Origin of the sequence: Marinobacter sp. NFXS11, assembly GCF_040148675.1 — a bacterium.
Lineage (GTDB): Bacteria > Pseudomonadota > Gammaproteobacteria > Pseudomonadales > Oleiphilaceae > Marinobacter.
Window position 1 is genome coordinate 213,261 of the sequence record NZ_JAGDDV010000003.1, and the last position, 18,446, is coordinate 231,706.

Annotated in this window: 16 protein-coding genes; 10 read left to right on the plus strand and 6 right to left on the minus strand. The window is 60.2% G+C overall.

Going from position 1 to position 18,446, the window contains the following annotated elements:
- Window positions 1-118: 118 nt before the first annotated feature.
- The 8 genes from J3362_RS16620 to J3362_RS16655 all read left to right on the plus strand — a co-directional run bounded on the left by J3362_RS16620 (window position 119) and on the right by J3362_RS16655 (window position 10,641).
- The gene (locus J3362_RS16620; protein ID WP_008170608.1) at window positions 119-1,726 is read left to right on the plus strand and encodes a carboxyl transferase domain-containing protein; all 1,608 of its coding nucleotides are present in this window, start codon (window positions 119-121) and stop codon (window positions 1,724-1,726) included.
- Window positions 1,727-1,740: 14 nt separating this feature from the next.
- Window positions 1,741-2,547: an enoyl-CoA hydratase-related protein gene (locus J3362_RS16625; protein WP_349521241.1), complete on the plus strand. Its 807-nt coding sequence runs from the start codon at window positions 1,741-1,743 to the stop codon at window positions 2,545-2,547.
- A 2-nt stretch (window positions 2,548-2,549) separates the two neighbouring features.
- Entirely contained in the window at window positions 2,550-4,559 is a 2,010-nt protein-coding gene (locus tag J3362_RS16630; protein ID WP_349521243.1) for an acetyl/propionyl/methylcrotonyl-CoA carboxylase subunit alpha, read from the plus strand.
- Window positions 4,559-5,464 carry a hydroxymethylglutaryl-CoA lyase gene (locus tag J3362_RS16635; protein ID WP_349521245.1) on the plus strand — a complete coding sequence of 302 codons (906 nt, stop codon included), beginning with the start codon at window positions 4,559-4,561 and terminating at the stop codon, window positions 5,462-5,464. The genes J3362_RS16630 and J3362_RS16635 overlap by 1 nt, the downstream gene beginning before the upstream one ends.
- Before the next feature lie 14 nt (window positions 5,465-5,478).
- On the plus strand, window positions 5,479-6,054 hold the full coding sequence (locus J3362_RS16640) for a peroxidase-related enzyme (protein WP_014576479.1): 576 nt from the start codon (window positions 5,479-5,481) through the stop codon (window positions 6,052-6,054).
- Between the two features lie 52 nt (window positions 6,055-6,106).
- The gene (locus J3362_RS16645; protein ID WP_349521248.1) at window positions 6,107-7,795 is read left to right on the plus strand and encodes an AMP-binding protein; all 1,689 of its coding nucleotides are present in this window, start codon (window positions 6,107-6,109) and stop codon (window positions 7,793-7,795) included.
- A 152-nt stretch (window positions 7,796-7,947) separates the two neighbouring features.
- The gene (locus tag J3362_RS16650) at window positions 7,948-8,634 is read left to right on the plus strand and encodes a DUF2959 domain-containing protein (protein WP_349521250.1); all 687 of its coding nucleotides are present in this window, start codon (window positions 7,948-7,950) and stop codon (window positions 8,632-8,634) included.
- Between the two features lie 21 nt (window positions 8,635-8,655).
- A complete protein-coding gene (locus J3362_RS16655) occupies window positions 8,656-10,641 on the plus strand; it encodes a hypothetical protein (RefSeq protein ID WP_349521252.1) in 1,986 nt (661 codons plus the stop codon).
- A gap of 18 nt (window positions 10,642-10,659) precedes the next feature.
- Here the strand turns inward: J3362_RS16655 and J3362_RS16660 are convergent, their stop codons facing one another.
- The 5 genes from J3362_RS16660 to osmF all read right to left on the minus strand — a co-directional run bounded on the left by J3362_RS16660 (window position 10,660) and on the right by osmF (window position 15,786).
- A complete protein-coding gene (locus J3362_RS16660) occupies window positions 10,660-11,931 on the minus strand; it encodes an MFS transporter (RefSeq protein ID WP_349521254.1) in 1,272 nt (423 codons plus the stop codon).
- A gap of 86 nt (window positions 11,932-12,017) precedes the next feature.
- Entirely contained in the window at window positions 12,018-12,761 is a 744-nt protein-coding gene (locus tag J3362_RS16665) for an ABC transporter permease (RefSeq protein WP_349521256.1), read from the minus strand.
- Window positions 12,761-13,708: an ABC transporter ATP-binding protein gene (locus tag J3362_RS16670; protein ID WP_349521258.1), complete on the minus strand. Its 948-nt coding sequence runs from the start codon at window positions 13,706-13,708 to the stop codon at window positions 12,761-12,763. The genes J3362_RS16665 and J3362_RS16670 overlap by 1 nt, the downstream gene beginning before the upstream one ends.
- A 20-nt stretch (window positions 13,709-13,728) precedes the next feature.
- On the minus strand, window positions 13,729-14,883 hold the full coding sequence (locus J3362_RS16675) for an ABC transporter permease (protein WP_349521733.1): 1,155 nt from the start codon (window positions 14,881-14,883) through the stop codon (window positions 13,729-13,731).
- 36 nt (window positions 14,884-14,919) lie between these two features.
- On the minus strand, window positions 14,920-15,786 hold the full coding sequence (gene osmF / locus J3362_RS16680; RefSeq protein ID WP_502882448.1) for a glycine betaine ABC transporter substrate-binding protein OsmF: 867 nt from the start codon (window positions 15,784-15,786) through the stop codon (window positions 14,920-14,922).
- 231 nt (window positions 15,787-16,017) lie between these two features.
- On the opposite strand from osmF, the gene J3362_RS16685 reads away from it, so the two are divergent.
- Window positions 16,018-17,109 carry a TauD/TfdA dioxygenase family protein gene (locus tag J3362_RS16685; protein ID WP_349521261.1) on the plus strand — a complete coding sequence of 364 codons (1,092 nt, stop codon included), beginning with the start codon at window positions 16,018-16,020 and terminating at the stop codon, window positions 17,107-17,109.
- A gap of 27 nt (window positions 17,110-17,136) precedes the next feature.
- Here J3362_RS16685 and J3362_RS16690 read toward each other — a convergent pair whose 3' ends face one another.
- Window positions 17,137-17,445 carry a hypothetical protein gene (locus J3362_RS16690; protein WP_008170638.1) on the minus strand — a complete coding sequence of 103 codons (309 nt, stop codon included), beginning with the start codon at window positions 17,443-17,445 and terminating at the stop codon, window positions 17,137-17,139.
- Between the two features lie 167 nt (window positions 17,446-17,612).
- On the opposite strand from J3362_RS16690, the gene J3362_RS16695 reads away from it, so the two are divergent.
- Window positions 17,613-18,422, plus strand: a complete 810-nt coding sequence (locus tag J3362_RS16695; RefSeq protein WP_349521262.1) for a substrate-binding periplasmic protein — start codon at window positions 17,613-17,615, stop codon at window positions 18,420-18,422.
- Window positions 18,423-18,446 lie beyond the last annotated feature (24 nt).

Here is an 18,446-nt window from a genome sequence, read left to right on the forward strand (position 1 = left end):
CCCGGGAATGTCTGCGGCCATGGATGGCCGCAGTCAAGCGCACATGGATGTGCTCGTAGCGGTTCCCGGGAGGAACACCCGTCACGCCCGGATGCCCCCGAATAAGAAGGCAGGGAAAATGACCATACTCCAAAGCAAAATCAATCCGCGGTCCGAAGAGTTCCAGGCCAACCAGGAATCCATGGCCCAGGCCGTAGCCGACCTGCGCGACAAAGTTTCCACCATCCAGCAAGGCGGCGGCCCCTCCTACCAGGAGCGCCACATCGCCCGTGGCAAGCTCCTCCCCAGAGAGCGCATCAACCGCCTTCTGGACGACGGCTCCCCGTTTCTGGAAATCGGCCAGTTCGCCGCATACAACGTTTACGATGAAGAAGTCCCGGCTGCTGGTGTGATCGCCGGCGTGGGCCGCGTCTCCGGCACCGAATGCATGATCATCGCCAACGACGCCACCGTAAAAGGCGGCAGCTACTACCCGTTGACCGTGAAGAAACACCTGCGCGCCCAGGAAATCGCCCTGCAGAACCGCCTGCCGTGCATCTACCTGGTCGACTCCGGCGGCGCCAACCTGCCCCGCCAGGACGAAGTCTTCCCGGATCGTGACCACTTCGGCCGCATCTTCTACAACCAGGCCCGCATGTCTGCCGACGACATCCCGCAGATCGCCGTCGTTATGGGCCTGTGCACCGCCGGTGGCGCCTACGTGCCCGCCATGGCCGATGAATCCATCATCGTCCGCAACCAGGGCACCATCTTCCTGGCCGGCCCGCCGCTGGTGAAAGCCGCCACCGGTGAAGTAGTGACCGCCGAAGACCTCGGTGGCGCCGACGTGCACTGTAAAATCTCCGGTGTTGCCGACCATTACGCCGAGAACGACGCCCACGCCCTGGAAATCGCCCGGCGCAGCGTTTCCAACCTGAACCGTCGCAAGCCAACGGATGTGGAAATCCGCAAGCCCAAGGCGCCGCTGTACGACGCCGAGGAAATCTACGGCATCGTCGGCACCGACCTGCGCAAACAGTTCGACGTGCGTGACGTCATCGCCCGCACCGTCGACGGCTCTGAGTTTGACGAATTCAAACGCTACTACGGCCAGACCCTGGTCACCGGCTTCGCCCATATCCACGGTTACCCGGTGGGCATCATCGCCAACAACGGCATCCTGTTCAGCGAAGCCGCCCAGAAAGGCGCCCACTTTGTTGAATTGTGCTGCCAGCGCAACATCCCGTTGCTGTTCCTGCAGAATATCACCGGGTTCATGGTTGGCCAGAAATACGAATCCGAAGGCATTGCCAAGCACGGTGCCAAAATGGTCATGGCCGTAGCCTGTGCCAACGTGCCCAAGATTACCGTGCTGATCGGTGGTTCATTTGGTGCGGGCAACTACGGCATGTGCGGACGCGCCTACAGCCCCGACTTCCTGTGGATGTGGCCGAATGCCCGCATCTCGGTGATGGGCGGCGAACAGGCCGCCGGCGTTATGGCCACCGTTCGCCGTGAAGGCATGGAGCGCAAGGGCCAGGAATGGAGCGCCGAGGAAGAAGCTGAATTCAAGAAGCCGATCATCGACACCTACGAACACCAGGGCCACCCCTACTACGCCAGTGCCCGCCTCTGGGACGACGGCGTCATCGACCCGGCCCAGACCCGGGAGGTGGTTGCCCTGAGCCTGTCTGCCACCCTTAACCGACCCGCCAAGCCGACACGCTTTGGCGTGTTCCGGATGTAATCGGGGAGACTGACATGACAGACAACGAATCCGCAGTTCTGCTCAAACGTCGCGACGAAGGCATTGCCGAGGTGGTTCTCAACCGCCCAGACAAACGCAACGCCTTCGACGACGTGATCATCCAGCAGCTGATCAGCACCCTCACCGAGGTGAATGCCGACAACAGCGTGAAGGTTGTTATCCTGCGCTCCGAAGGCAAGCACTTCTCCGCCGGGGCCGACCTTGGCTGGATGCGCCGCATGGCCGAGAACAGCCGCCAGGAGAACCTGGACGATTCCCGGGAACTGGCGCGGCTGATGAACGTACTCAACCACCTGTCCAAGCCCGTGATCGGCCTGGTCCAGGGCGCCGCTTTCGGCGGCGCGGTGGGCCTTGCCGCCTGCTGCGACATCGTCATCGCGACCGAGAAATCCAGCTTCTGCCTCAGCGAAGTGAAGCTCGGCCTGATTCCGGCCGTGATCAGCCCCTACGTGGTGCGCTCCATCGGCGAGCGCCAGGCCCGGCGGTACTTCATCTCCGCCGAAGTATTCACCGCCAAGCAGGCTCAGGAATACGGCCTCGTGCACATCGTCTGCGATGATGTCGATGCCATGGAAGCCCGCTGCAACGAGATGCTCCAGCAACTGGCCATGAACGGGCCCGAGGCCATGAAAGCCGCCAAGGACCTGGTATTCGCCGTCAGCCACAAGCCCATCAACGACGACGTGATTGACGACACCGCACACCGCATCGCGGATATCCGGGTGGGTGAAGAAGGGCAGGAAGGGCTCAGCGCCTTCCTGAACAAGCGTAAGGCCAACTGGGTTCCGGAGGAAGAATAACAATGTTCAGCAAGATACTGATCGCCAACCGGGGCGAAATCGCCTGCCGGATCATACAAACCGCCCACCGCATGGGCATTCGCGTCGTCGCCGTCTATTCCGAGGCCGACGCCAATGCACGGCACGTGGCCATGGCTGACGAAGCCTTCCACATCGGCCCTGCACCCAGCTCCGAGAGCTACCTGCGGGCCGAAAAGATCATCGAGATTGCCAAAAAGAGCGGCGCCCAGGCCATTCACCCGGGCTACGGTTTCCTCTCGGAAAACACCGGGTTTGCCGAAGCCTGTGAAGCCAACAACATTGTCTTTATTGGCCCGCCCTCCTCGGCCATTGCTGCCATGGGCTCCAAGTCCGCGGCCAAGGCCATCATGGAAAAGGCCGGCGTGCCGCTGGTGCCGGGCTACCACGGCGACGACCAGTCCGCAGAAACCCTCCGCGCCGAGGCCGAAAAATGCGGCTTCCCGCTGCTGCTCAAGGCCGTCGCCGGGGGCGGTGGCAAGGGCATGCGCGTTGTTGAGCGTATGGAAGACTTTGACGACGCGCTCGCCGCAGCCAAACGGGAATCGAAGAACGCCTTCGGCAACCCGGACATGCTGATCGAACGCTATCTGACCCAGCCACGGCACGTTGAGATTCAGGTCTTCTGCGACAAGGATGGCAAGGGCGTGTACCTGGCCGAGCGGGACTGCTCCGTGCAGCGCCGTCACCAGAAAGTCCTGGAAGAAGCACCAGCCCCGGGCCTGAGCGAAGACACCCGCAAAGCCATGGGCGAGGCGGCGGTAAAAGCCGCCCAGGCCATCAACTACGTGGGTGCCGGCACCGTTGAATTCCTGTACGACGTAGACGGTTCATTCTTCTTCATGGAGATGAACACCCGCCTTCAGGTAGAGCACCCGGTTACCGAAATGGTCACCGGCCAGGATCTGGTGGAATGGCAGTTGAAAGTGGCCTGGGGGGATGCCCTGCCGCTGGAGCAGTCTCAGGTGAAAACCCGGGGTCACGCGCTGGAAGCGCGGATCTACGCCGAAGACCCGGACCAGGACTTCCTGCCGGCCACCGGCAACCTGCGCTACCTGAGCACCCCGGATGAAAGCGCCCACGTGCGGGTAGACACTGGCGTTACCGAAGGCGACGACATCAGCATTCACTACGACCCGATGATCGCCAAGCTGATCGTGTGGGACGAAACCCGCGACCAGGCCATCAACCGCATGGTCCAGGCCCTGGAGCACTACCGCATCGCCGGCGTGAAAACCAACATCCGATTCCTGCATGCCCTGGCAGACGCCCAGCCGTTCCGGGAAGCGGACCTGACCACCGGCTTTATCGACGATCACCGTGAACTGCTGTTCCCGAAATCCAGGCTGGATACCCACAAAGCCCTGGTACTGGCCGCCGGTTTTGTTCTGGAGCAGCGCAAATCCCGGGAAGTGGTCAGCACCGACCCCTGGTCGCCGTTCGGCCGCCAGAACAGCTGGCGCATGAACTCGGAGTTTGCCCAACCGCTGCAACTCCAAGTGGGTGAAGAGATTCACGATCTGAAAGTGCTTGAGCGAGACGACCGCTATCAGGTCTTCGTGGGTGACAGCGTCTATAACCTCACCGCCCGCCTGGACGACGATTACCTGCAGGCGGTCATCAACGGCCACCGCATCAGCATCCACGGCAACCTGCACAACGACCAGCTGGTGCTGTTCTATGAAGGCGACACCTTCAACTGCATCGTCTACAAGGAAAGCTACGGCTTCGAGGAAATGGCCGGCGAAGGCAGCCTGGCCGCGCCCATGAACGGCGCCATCGTGGCCGTGCAGGCCAAGGTTGGCGACAAGGTCACCGCGGGCCAGAGCCTGGTGATCATGGAAGCCATGAAAATGGAACACGCCATCAAGGCCCCGGCCGACGGCGTGGTCACTGAAATCTTCTTCGCCGAAGGCGACCAGGTTTCCGAAGGTGCCGAACTGATTGCCATTGAGGTGAATGACCCTGAAGCGAAACAAGAGGAGGCAGGCTGATGGTCTTTCCCAAACAGGTTCGCCTGGTTGAGATGAGCCCCCGTGACGGACTCCAGAACGAGCCCGGCCCGGTGATCGCCACGGCCATCAAAACCGGGCTGATCGACCGCCTGGCAGACAGCGGCCTGAGCCACATCGAGGCCGCCAGCTTTGTCTCGCCCAAATGGGTGCCCCAGATGGGCGACGCCGCCGAAGTCATGTCCGGCATAGCCCGCAAGGCCGGCGTTCGGTACTCCGCCCTCACCCCGAACCTGCGAGGGTTCGAGGGTGCGCTGGCGGCGAAGGCCGACGAAGTGGCCGTATTCGGCGCCGCGTCTGAATCCTTCACCAAAAAGAACATCAACTGCACCATCGCCGAGAGCCTCGAGCGCTTTGCGCCGGTCGTCGAGGAAGCACGCAAACACGGAATCCCCGTGCGCGGCTATGTCTCAACCGTGATGGGTTGCCCCTACGAAGGTGACATTGCCCCGGAGCAGGTGGCCACCGTGGCCAAGGCCCTGTACGACATGGGCTGCCACGAGATTTCCCTGGGCGACACCATTGGTGTGGGCACGCCCATTAAAGCCAAGCGCATGCTCGAAGCCGTCGCTGCGCATGTGCCTATGGATAAACTGGCCGCGCACTTCCACGACACCTACGGCCAGGCGCTGGCCAATCTGTATGCAGTGCTGGAAGAAGGCGTCAGCGTTATCGATGCCTCCGTCGCCGGCCTCGGCGGCTGTCCCTACGCCAAGGGTGCTTCGGGCAACGTCGCAACCGAGGACGTGCTATACCTGCTTAACGGCCTTGGCATCAAGACCGGCGTCGATCTTGAAAAGCTGGTCGCCACAGGCGACTGGATCTGTAGCCAGCTGAACCGTCACAACGGTTCAAAAGTCGGCCAGGCAATGGGCGGTAACTGTTAAAACCAGGAGTAGTTATGAGCAACAAGAATGTGGTCGCGCTGGATCTGCCGATTCCCGAGATCAGCGACATGCCGGAAGACACCCAGAAGTACTTCCAGATCTGCCAGGAAAAGCTGGGCATGATCCCGAACGTACTCACCGCCTACAGCCAGAACCTCAAACAGCTGGACGGCTTCACCCGCCTGTACAACGAGCTCATGCTCGGCGAAGGTGAACTCTCCAAGCTGGAGCGGGAAATGGTGGCCGTGGTGGTTTCCTCCGAGAACAAATGCTTCTACTGCCTGGTCGCCCACGGCGCTGCCGTGCGGGTGCTGAGCGGCGATCCCCAGCTGGGAGAGCACATGGTGATGAACTACCGCAGCGCCAAACTCGACAAGCGCCAGCGGGCGATGCTGGATTTTGCATCCCACCTTACCCGCTCGCCGGCCACCGTCACCGAAGACGACATCCAGGCCCTGCGGGATGCCGGTCTGAGCGACCGCGGCATCTGGGATCTCAGCAACCTGATCGGTTTCTACAACATGTCCAACCGGGTGGCGATTGCCAGCGATATGCAACCGAACCCCGAATATCACAGTCAGAGTCGCTAGCAGGCAAACCGCCCTGCTCGCCCTCGAATACAAAAACAATGGAGGCAGAGATATGAGCAAGACTCTACCAAGCTATACCAGTGGAACCGCGGAAGTGCCCCTGTTGGGCATGACCATCGGTGAGATGCTCGACCGCACCGCCGAGAAATACCCGGACAACGAAGCCCTGGTGTGCCTGCACCAGGACATTCGCTGGACCTACAAAGAGTTTGTTGAAAAAGTCGACGAAGCCGCCCGGGCCTTCATGGCCATAGGCGTAAAACGCGGTGACCGCGTGGGCATCTGGTCTCCCAATCGCTACGAGTGGACCGTTACCCAGTTCGCCACCGCCAAAGTCGGCGCCATCCTGGTAAACATCAACCCGGCTTACGGTGTCCACGAACTGCAATACGCCCTGAACCTGGCCGGCATCACCACACTGGTGACGGCTGACAGCTTCAAAGCCTCCAACTATCGCGAGATGATCTACGAGCTGGCACCGGAGCTGAAGCGCAGCGCCCCTGGCAAGCTCAAGGCCGACCACGTTCCGGAATTGCGTGCCGTGATAAACGTGCACGAGGACAAGCACGACGGTATGTGGACCTGGAAGGAATTCCTGGGCTTCTCAAGCGACGTATCCCAGGACGATCTGGTTAAACGCCAGGGCGGACTGCAGTTCGATGACCCCATCAACATCCAGTTCACCTCCGGCACCACTGGCAACCCGAAAGGCGCTACCCTCACCCACCACAACATCCTCAACAACGGGTACTTTGTGGGCGAGAGCCAGCTCCTGACTGAGAAAGACCGCCTGGTAATTCCGGTGCCCCTGTACCACTGCTTCGGCATGGTCATGGGCAACCTGGGCTGTATCACCCACGGCTCTACCATGATTTATCCGGGCGAAGGCTTCGAGCCCAAGTCTGTTCTGCAGGCCGTGCACCAGGAAAAGGCCACCGCCCTGTACGGCGTGCCCACCATGTTCATTGCTGAACTGGCCGAGCCGGAATTCGAGACCTACGACCTTTCCAGCCTGCGAACCGGCATCATGGCGGGCTCCATCTGCCCGGCAGAGGTGATGAAGAAGGTCAACGGCAAGATGAACATGAAAGAGGTTCAGATTGCCTACGGCATGACCGAAACCAGCCCGGTTTCCACCCAGACCAGCTCCCTGGATCCGTTCGAGAAGCAGGTTACCACCGTGGGCCGCACCCAGCCGCACCTGGAAACCAAGATCGTTGATCCCGGCACAGGCAACGTGGTTCCGCGTGGCGAGATCGGCGAGCTGTGCACCCGTGGCTACAGCGTGATGCTGAAGTACTGGAACAACGAAGAGAAAACCCGCGAGGCCATCGACAGCGCCGGATGGATGCACACCGGCGATCTGGCCACAATGGACGAAGAAGGCTACGTCCAGATCGTTGGCCGCATCAAGGATATGGTCATCCGCGGTGGTGAGAACATCTACCCGAAAGAAATCGAAGAGTTCCTCTACACCCACCCGGCCATCGAAGAAGTGCAGGTAACCGGCATTCCCGATGACAAGTACGGCGAAGAGCTGATCGCCTGGGTGAAACTGGCACCCGAAGCGGCGCCCGTCACTGCAGAGGACCTCCAGGCGTTCTGCAAAGGCAAGATCGCCCACTTCAAAATCCCGAAGAACTACAAATTCGTGGATGAGTTCCCGATGACAGTCACCGGGAAGATCCAGAAGTTCAAGATGCGGGAGATTTCAATCGAGGAGATGGGACTTAAGAAATAACCACGGCCCCTGCTTTGGTTGTTCTGACAAACCCCGGCTCTTGCCGGGGTTTGTCGTTTTCCGCTCGGGTCAAACTGGGCCGAATCCGTGCTTGTCAGCGCTCTACCGCCATGCTTCACTTCTCTGATTAGCATGCAACCGGAGACGTCCCTATGCCCAGCCCCGCAACAGACCACTCGATAACAAAAACCAGCCTTCAACGTTTCTGGGTGCTATTGCTCAGCACGGCGCTCCTCGGCGGGTGCTCCACGGTGTACTACAAAACCATGGAAAAATTCGGGTATGAAAAGCGGGACATCCTGGTGGATCGGGTCGAAGATGCCCGGGACAGCCAGAACGACGCCCAGGAAACCTTCCGTTCGTCACTTGAGCGTTTCCAGAGTGTGGTGGACACACCTGACACCGAGCTCAAGGAACAATATGCCGAAATCAGTGATGCCTACGAAGACAGCCTGTCGAGTGCCGAAGAGGTTAGAGACCGGATCGACAAGGTAGAAGAAGTCGCCGAGGACCTGTTCGATGAATGGGAAGACGAGCTCAGCCTGTATGAGAGCGCGTCACTGCGCCGCAACAGTGAACAACAGTTGAAAGAGACCCGCGTTCAGTACGGCCAACTGATTAGCAGGATGCACGATGCCGAGGACAGGATGGAGCCGGTGTTGCAGGCATTTGAGGATCAGGTGCTGTACCTTAAGCATAATCTGAATGCCCAGGCGATCGGTTCGCTGGAAAACGAACTGGTGAGCATCCGTCAGGATGTGGATTCCCTGATTCGCAATATGGAACAATCAATCGCGGAGTCTGAAGCCTTTATTCAACGCTTTCGCCAGGGCGGGTAATATCTCAAGGGAGCCAACGCTATGGAGCGCCAAGACGCAGATCCTGCGCTCAAGCCGGCATTGATGCAGTTCGATATGGCGCTGGCAGACTTTGCCCGCGCCCGCAAAGCAGACCCCAAAGCCCCCAGCCTCAGTCTACTTGAGCGCACACGGATGCTGATGACGTTGCCGGGGGGCTTCGACGCCATCTACCGGCGCGTGCGGTCGCTCGAATCCGCCGGCATTTTCGGCACCAGCGACTGGGCCCGACCAGCCCTGCTGCAACCAGCGCTCGCCAAACACTCGCTGAGGGAAGCGGGTGCCGTTACCACTATTGTGGAGGCGATCAGCGAATTGCGCATGCTGGCCGTCACTCGTGGCAAATATTTCCATCCCGGGATTTCCGCTGAGCAGGCGCGCCATTTTCTCACCCAGGTAATGGCGTTGAACCTGGATCTTCTGTCTGGCCCGCTCACAGAAGCCGACCGGGAACGCCCCAAGCAGCTCGGCACTATCGTTCAGGACCTCTATCGTTATCTGATCTCCCATCTTGGCTATGAAAGCCTGCTGGACAGCCTGGTGGCCGAGGTTTGGCGATTGCTGGACCAGGGCCCGGTTCAAGTGGACAGCATCTGCGAAATGATCGGGCAGATCGCCAAGTGCCTCTACGACCCGAGTATCAAAACCCGTCGTAACACTGATGCTACCCGCCTGGTGAAAGCCCTGTACGCGCCCACACCTGCCAGTGCCGAGGACCCGGGCCTTGCCGTATACGAACAGCGCCTGAGAGACATGGACGACGTGGCACTCTCCTCCGAAGCCACCTACTTTGCCCGCAGCATGTTCGACACCGGCCTGGCCTCTCCCTACCACGCGGTGATGCTGCGGTTTCTGCGCGCCAGCGGCCAGGACGATCTCATCCCCAACACACTGGGACTGACCATGACCGGGCTGGACGATCTCTACTGTTACACCGACCTGGTCCATGCCCTGATTGACGAGGCCATCTACCCGGAAACCTGCCAGGCCGTCTATGGCCTGACCATGATGCTGGAGCGCGGATCGCTGTTTACACCCTCTGTGGCCCAGGCCCTGTGGCGGCAAATCAAACTCAAGCCCTCTGCGGAAACCGATCAGGCTCTGAGAGAAGCGTTTGGCGATGCCCGGCCACCCCGGGTATTCCTGCTGGCCGGGGTTATCAACCTGCTGGGCCAGCCGCTGGGCGTTGGTCAGGGCAACAACCCCACCTGCCAGTCTGCCATTGGCCTATCCATGTGGGCGTCGAACGAGGCCGATTATCTGCTCCAGGTGCTGACCTGGGCGGCGAGGGATAACGAAGTACTCAGCCGGTTCGAGGGCCAGGAGGTGTCTTCCAGGGACCTGGAGCCCGGTCTGGTGGAGGGCACACCGGTGGATGTGGACCCGGTATCGCTAGTGCTTATTCCCCACCTCGATCGCATCTACGGTGAGATGTGGCGCCGCTGTGAAAACCGGGACGACGACGCACACCGCTGGATCAACCCCGAATTCTACGGTTGGTGGGTCAGCCACGGCTTCCGAGCGGTAACCGATGTAAAAACCGGCGAGGTGAAGGACTACGAGGGCTTTATCAGGCATTTCTACGCGAGCTACCACCCCTTCTACAACGGCAACATCCCGGTCATTCACGCCCAGCCGGCAGGGATTGCTGTAACAGACAGCGCCGCCCGCTTTGTGGGCAGGCACGCCATCAATATCCTGCGCGTTGCCCTGAGCCCGAAGAACGAGATGCGGGTGTACTTTTTCAACCCCAACAACGACAGCGGCCAGAACTGGGGCCAGGGCATTACCTGCTCCACCCACGGCAATGGCGAGTTTCGCGGTGAAGCCTCCCTGCCCGTGGCCGAATTCACTTCCAGACTTTACGCCTTCCACTACGACACGTTAGAGCTGGGCGACCTCTCGGCGATACCCGATGGGGAAGTCGCCCGGGTTATGGACCTGGGCTACACAAGCTGGGCGGCGCCGAGGGATACATCCGAGGAGTAACGTTCTCGGTTATCCGCCCTAATAACTCTCGGTCTTGCCGGTGACCGGCGACAGCGGCTCGCCCTCCTCGTCCTGAAGCTGATAGTCGTAGGCGGCCTGCAGACCGGTATCTTCTTCCGTCGCTTCCTCTGGCTCGTATTCCAGATACCGCGGATAAAACGGCGACAGCATGGCCACGACGATCCCGATCGCGCAGAACATGGCAAAGGCATCCGCGTAACCCACACCGCCAACCAACAGACCAACCACCGGCGAGCCAGCCGCCTGGCCCAGGGATACTGCTATGAATGGCAGCACGGGCCCCATGGACAACCGCCCCGGTAACAGGCGAATGCCAGTCATCAAATACAGCCCGGTCAGACTCATATAGGCCAGACCAAACACCAGCGCGGAAAACGCCGAAATTAACAGGTTGTCCGGGCTGGCCGCCAGCAACGCCAGGCTAGCGGCCAGTGTCATCAGCATCAGGGCCTGGGTAACCGGCGGGTTGTTCCGGTCGGCCAGATCGGCCACCACCGCGCCGCCAAGGCCAGCAATACCGACCCCCAACCACAGCCAGGCCGTGGCATCGGATGGCATAGCCCCCAGATTAACCACAAGATCGGGTGCGAAAATCCAGTAGGCGGCAGATACGAAACCCATCATGAACGCGAACAGCGAAAGTCTTAACAGCCGCCACCACTGATCCGCACTGACTGGCTGCGCCGGCGCAGCGTTGGCTGGCACGACGCGGGATACGGAGGGAATGAAAAACCAGGTAGCAATAACGCCAATTACTGCCAACACGGCAAAGGAGGCGTAGGCATAGCGCCAGGCCCCGGCGAGGAACAGGATCGTCGGCACAGCAACGACGACACCGATACTGGTGCCTGCATTCATCACCGAGCTTACCCGGCCATGCATCGAACGTCTCACCAGCGCCTGCATGGCGGCTGTGAGAGCTGGCATCATCAGGCCCGTGCAGATACCACAGAGGACAACACCAACCCCCAGGGAGACGGCCCCCACGGCCTGGCTGATCAACGCCAGCCCGAGAACCCCAAAAATACCGGAGGCCATGGCGGTATTGCGGGCGCCGAGACGATCAGCCGAGAGCGGCGCAACCAGGGTCGCAAATACGAAACTGATCAGCGGCAGCGCACCGATCACACCGATCACATCCGGCGCCAACCCCAGGTCTTCCCGGATCGGGGGAACGAACAGACCGAACGCAAAGCGCGCGAGACCATAGCTGATCGCGATCAATGCTGCGCCGAGGAGTGCAAATGACGTGCTCGAAGGAAACTTCATTCCGCTGTGCTCCTTGCGCTGTCCATCTCCGTCAGACTAAACATCAAAGCAGGATTTTTAAAGCAGCGGATGGCCAGCTCCAGCGATCAGCCTGCAGTCTGGGGCAGAAACCGGCGGTCCCATACCTGCTCAGCGGCCTCGAACAGGCTATCCACCGTCAGCGCGAGCAGGCCAATCAGAATCGCGCCCTGTAACACATAGGCCGTGTTGCCGTTGACAAGACCGGCGATCACCGGATCCCCCAGGGTTCGGGCACCAATGGTCGAGCCGATGGCGGCCGTGGCAATATTGATGGTTACCGAGGTCCGGATACCGGCCAGGATCACCCTGCCCGCCAGCGGCAACTCCACCTGCAACAGCACCTGAAAAGGCGACATGCCCATACCCAGCGCCGCCTGCCTTACCGTGGCATCGACACCCTCCAAACCGGCCAGGGTGTTGCGCAAAATGGGCAGCAAGCCATACAGAATCAGCGCCACCAGAATCGGCGCTTCACCAAACCCGAGAACCGGCACCGCCAGGGCGAGCACTGCCACCGGCGGGAAGGTCTGGCCGATCGAGGCAATCTGGCTAACCAGCGGCAGAAAGTCCCGTCCAGCCGGGCGTGTGGCGAAGATACCCCCGGCAACCGCAGCGACGGTTCCAACCAGGGCGGAAATCACCACTAGCAACAGATGGTTCTGGAGCAGAAAGAGAAAGCTCTCCCGCTCGTAGATCACATTCTGTTTATCGGGCTGCACCCACTCGAAAAGCGGTTCGAGAGCCGGCATGCCCACGCTCAGGGCACACAGGAGCGCAGCCAGCAATACAGGCGGCAGCCAAACCCGCATCAGGCACCTTCCTGGATAATGCGTTCACGGGTGATGGTTCCGGTTTCCTGGCCATCGGCATTGAACACCGGCACCTGGCTCCAGTTCTGCCAGAGCATGATTGAGAGAGCCACTCGCAGGCTGTCGTCTTCCTTGAGGCCGTCGGCGCCGGGTTCCGGCTCTCTGGGCTGAGGGTAAGCCTCCATCAGATCCCGCACGGTGTGCAGGCTCATCAGTTTCAGGCCGCGGTCCTGCTTGCCCACGAGGTTTTCTACAAAAACGGAGGCGGGTCGCCGGAGAATGTTCTCCGGCGTGTCGTGCTGGATAATCCGGCCCTGATCCATCACGGCAATGCGGGTCGCCAGCCGCAGGGCTTCGTCGATATCGTGGGTTACAAAGACGGTGGTTTTCCGCAGCTGACTCTGGATACGCAGCATCTCCAGCTGCAGGTTCTCCCGGGTGATGGCATCCAGCGCACCGAAGGGTTCGTCCATCAGCAGAATATTGGGGTTGGCGGCCAACGCCCTGGCAACGCCCACCCTTTGAGCCTGCCCGCCGGACAATTGCTGGGGATATTTGTTGGCGTGGGTGGCTGGGTCCAGATCCAGCAGCGTCAGCAGCTCATGCACGCGCTCGTCGATCCGCTCCCGTGGCCATTTCAGAAGCTGGGGTACCATGGCGATATTGCGGGCCACCGTCCAGTGTGGAAACAGCCCCGTGCCCTGAATCACATAGCCCATGTTCAACCGCAGCTGCTCGGGGTTCATGGCGGTAACATCGTTACCGTCCACCAGGATCTGTCCCTCACTGTGGGGCAGCAGCTGGTTGATCATCCGCAGGGTGGTCGACTTGCCGCAGCCTGAGCTGCCCACCAGCACGCACACTTCGCCGGTTTCGACCGTCAGGTTTATCCGGTCCACCGCCACAGCATCGCCAAAGCGGCGGGAAACGTTTTTCAGTTCGATCATCCGGGCTTATCCCTCTCCTGTCAGGCCGTCGCCGGTGTCGGCTTGAGACTGGCCGCCAGCATGGTGAGCAGAGCATCCGCCAGCAGCGCGAGTGCAATGGTGGGCAGCGCACCAAGCAATACCAGATCCATCGCCGCCTGCCCCAGGCCCTGAAAGATAAAGCTGCCAAAACCGCCGGCGCCAATCAGCGCGGCAACCGCGGTCAGGCCAATGGCCTGGATGGTGGTAATGCGTACGCCTTCCACAATCACGGGAAGCGCCAGTGGCAACTTGAGTTTGAAGAACAGCTGTCGCTCGTTCATTCCCATGCCCCGCCCGGCATCGGCAAGGCTTTCGGGCACCTCGGTAAGCGCGACGAAGGTGTTGCGCACCATGGGCAGCAGGCTGTAAGCCACCAGCGCCAACAAGGCCGGAGCCCAGCCAATGCCACGAATACCCATGGCCTGCAGTGCCGGAAAGGCAGCCGCCAGCGCGCTGAGCGGTGCGATCAACAACCCGAATACCGCCAGGCTGGGAATAGTCTGAAGAAAGCTGACCGCGCCAAGGATAGGACGGCGCCAGGCCATACTACGAATCATCTTCATGGCCAGTAGCAAAGCCAGACCGGCGCTGATACCGACCGCGCCAAAGGCCAGAGCCAGATGAGTCCAAAGGGCCTGCTCGAACTTGTCCGGGCGGGCGTTGAATTCCCGAACCAGCGACAGACTCTCCAGCCCACCGCCTCGAAGGATCCACAGCCAGCTGCCAACAATGACGGCCAGTATCATCAGCTGAAGCCCTCGTCCGCTCCCGAGGCGCCCGAGGATTTCGATCAGCATCAGCGACAGCAAAAATAGCAAACACCAGAAACCGGCTCCGATGGATGATCGCGCATAAGGTGCGTCCTCCGGCAGGTGCCGGCCCGCGAAGACCTCGAGCAACAGGGGCAACAGCGCCAGGGAGAGGCCTACCAGGCCCAGCAGCGGCAGGTACCGGCGGCGCAACGGCAGAAGAGACAGCAGAACGCAGCCAGCCAGAACCAGTGACACCAGACCAGCCCGGAGCCCGCCAACTGCCGACAGGAGACCGTGGCCGGTACCCGGAACGATGCGGTTGGGTTGAATGACTCCCAGGTCCAGGAGCCAGACCAGAGCCAGGGCAAGCAGACCCAGCACAGGCAGGACTCGATTGGGCATGAAACCGGTGGAACGGGAACTGAAAATCGACAAGTGTCAGTCCCGGGCCAGCGAATCCAGGTAATCCCGGGCGACGGTATCCGCCGGCACCCCGTTCACCGCCACCTGGCCATTCAGGCGCTGCAGCGTTTCAAGGTCCAGCGACTCGAAGATCGGCGTCAGCACTTCCCGGATCTGCGGGTAGGCTTCCAGCACCTCGCCACGCACGATCGGCGCTGGCTGATACACCGGCTGAACGCCTGCGGTATCTTCCATTACCTTCAGATCCAGCGCATCCAGCCCGCCATCGGTGCCGTAGGTCATCGCACCGTTTACATCGTTGTTGTTCAGGGCCGCCGCGCGCAATGTGGCCGCCGTGTTGCCACCGGAAAGAATCAACAGCTGGTCGGATTCCAGCTTGAAGCCATAGGCCTCCTGGAACGCCGGCAAGGCACTGGCGGATTCCACAAACTCGGCGCTGGCCGCAAACTTGAAGGCACCGCCCTCATTGATGTACTCCGCAAGATCTTCGAGTGTGGCCAGGTTATTTTCCCGCGCCAGATCGCCCCGCACGCTCATAGCCCATGTGTTGTTTGCTTCGGCGGGTTCCAGCCAGACAATGTTATGTGCCTCTTTATCCAGGCGAGCAGCCTCCTGGTAGGCCTTATCCGCATCTTTCCAGATATCCCGATCCGCCTGATCGTGAAAGAACGCAGCATTGCCGGTGTACTCGGGGTAGATATCGATTTCGCCGGCCTTGATCGCATTGCGGACGATGCTGGTGCCACCCAACTGGAGTCTGTTTTCAACCGGAATACCGGCCCCCTCCAGAGACTGCAACACCATCTGCCCCAGTACCGAGCCTTCGGTGTCGATTTTGGAAGACACGACCACGGGATCAGCAGCCATTACCGATCCGGACATCACGAACGCTATCAATGCCGCTGTGCGGCGCAAAAGGGATTTGGGAGTCACGGCCATTCCTCTCGGTTTTTGGTTACCACTATCAGTCTAGAGGCCGCATCTACGAAGGCAAACGGGATTTGGTCTTGCCTGCGCCGACCCGCAGGAAGCCAGTTCCGAAATCGGGCGGAACGGACATCGTATTTGAAATCCGGAAACCCAACGGGTTAGGCTGTCTAAAAAGCGAGCAGCATGGTAGTGAAGGCTATGGCACAGACCCTGGAAAAGACCCGCGAACCCACCTCCACCGTAGCGCCCCTGAACCCTGATAACGTGGCACTGCTCGAACAGGAAGGTTTAACACTCAAGCCACTGGACCCTATCGGCGTTGAGATCTACGGAGCCGACGTGCGCAACCAGCTGCCAGAGCCGGCTATCAAGGCCCTGGAAGAGGAAATGGCGAATCGCGGGTTCATCGTATTCAAGCATCAGGCCGGCCTTTCCCCCGATGAACTGATTGAAGCCTGCAAATGGTGGGGCGGGCGCGAGATCCATTCCACCCACGGCGTGCACCCCGCGACACCCGGCCGCAACCGGCACATTTTCCGCTGCTCCAACGATGGCCGCCAGGGCATTCTCGGCGTTGGCCCGCAATGGCACAACGACGGCAGTTTCGAAGCCGCCACCTTCTCGCACAGCGCCTATTACATGGCCCGTGCGCCCGAGAATGGCGGCGGTACCCACTTCGCGCACCAGGGTGCGGCCTTTGACGCACTCCCTCCGGAGAAACAGGATTTCTGGGAACGACTGGTGTCGGTAAACTCCGCATCCAGTGTGACCCACCCCGTGGTTCACACCCACCCGATGTCCGGTCGCAAGAGTATCTGGCTGCATCTGGGCATGACCGGCGCCGTGTTGGAGCGCCTGCCGGAAGAAGGTCTGACCCTCGACCAGCTGAAGACCCTGCCCGCACCCGCGGACAGCTTCCACCTGCTGGACGAGGCCGCCATGAAGGAACTGTTCAACGATTACAACGATCTGCTGAACGATTCCTTCGAGGGTGGCTACGGAATTCGCTACGAATACGAAACCGGCGATCTGTTATTTATCGATAACTGGGCCGTCGCCCACCGCGCCGCGCCAGAAGCGCATCTTCCGGCAGAGCAACAGGGACTGCGCATCATGGACCGGGTCACCATCAAGGCGCCACGAAACCTTTCGCCCCATTTCGGGCTGCCCCAATACATCAACATGGCCGGCCCCCACCCGTTCAACAAAGACGGCGTATGGCAGGCCGGTGGCGTGGGCTTTCGGTGGAAAGACGATATTCGCATGCAGAACTGATTCACCCGTTTTGCATTCGGCCGTGCGTCACTGCACCGGCTGACAACCGCGAACAGCGAGAGAAATATTCGTTGCCGCCTTGATCTGATCATAGTATTTGGCAGCCGTTTTCACGCCCATATCCGCGTAGTTCCCGGCACTGGGGCTGATCAGGGTGCCCAGCTGGGCCCAGGCCGCAGCGGATTGCCGGTCGCTCTCATAGGCTGAAAATGCCTGGTAGATTTCATTACAGGTAATGCCGTCTCCATCCATAGCTGCGGAAGAAACATGAGAGGACGTCTGACAGCCCGTCAAAGCGCCAACCGCCAACAAAAACCCAAGACTCTTGTACTTCATTGATCAGGTCTCCCGGGCCGTAATGGCCTCTTTTCGAAAGTATGGATAGCATGGTCTTATACATTCCAGCCCGATGCCAGAGCTGCTGGTCTCAATGGAAAGATGTATTGAAAATTCCTCGCCACAAACTAAGCTATTCCTGTCTCTTCACTCTTTTGAGCATGCCCATGAAAGCGTGTCTTCATGCAGTTCTCGCTCTCGCGCTATCCATTCTGCTTCTCTGGAGTCCAGCCCGAATTGGCCATGCAGAAACCGTCCTGCATGTTGCCTACGAAGATAAAACGCAATTCCCCTATTACATGGGCGACACCCAGGAGGTTCTGGAGAGACCCGGCGCAGCGGTGGAGCTGGTCAAGTTGCTGGAAGAGCGGATACCGGATTTGCGGATCAAGTTCAGCCGATACCCCTGGAAACGATGCCTGGCCATGCTCGAAACCGGCCAGGTGGATGGTATCTTCAATGCTTCTTACAATGCTGCCCGCACCCGAATTGGCGAATACCCCTGGCGGGACGGTCAGGTTGACCCTTCCCGCCGACTAACCACCATCAGCTACAATCTCTATGCCCTGCCAGATACTGAGCTAGGCTGGAACGGCAAGGCTTTCGAAGACACGGACCTGTCAGTTGGCGCCCCATTGGGCTATTCAATCGTGAACGATCTGGAAAACCTGGGCGTTTCCGTAATCAAGGTTCGGAGTTCCAGGCAAAGCCTGCAGTTACTGACTGCCAGACGCGTTCATGCCGTTGCGCTTCAATCGGTCACCGCCGATTTTCTGTTACGCCAGAACGCCAGGCAGCTCCCGGGCATTGTCCGGATTGATCCGCCTCTCAAAACCAAGCCCTACTACCTGATGCTCTCGCGGGAATTCAAAGCGGGACACCCAGAACTTGCAGAGCACATATGGAATGCCATCGGCGAACTCAGAGAAGAAAAGCTTGAGGCCCTGGCGCAGCCCTATCTATCCGAGTCCGGCTAGTCAGCTTTCCCACTTATTGCTTGG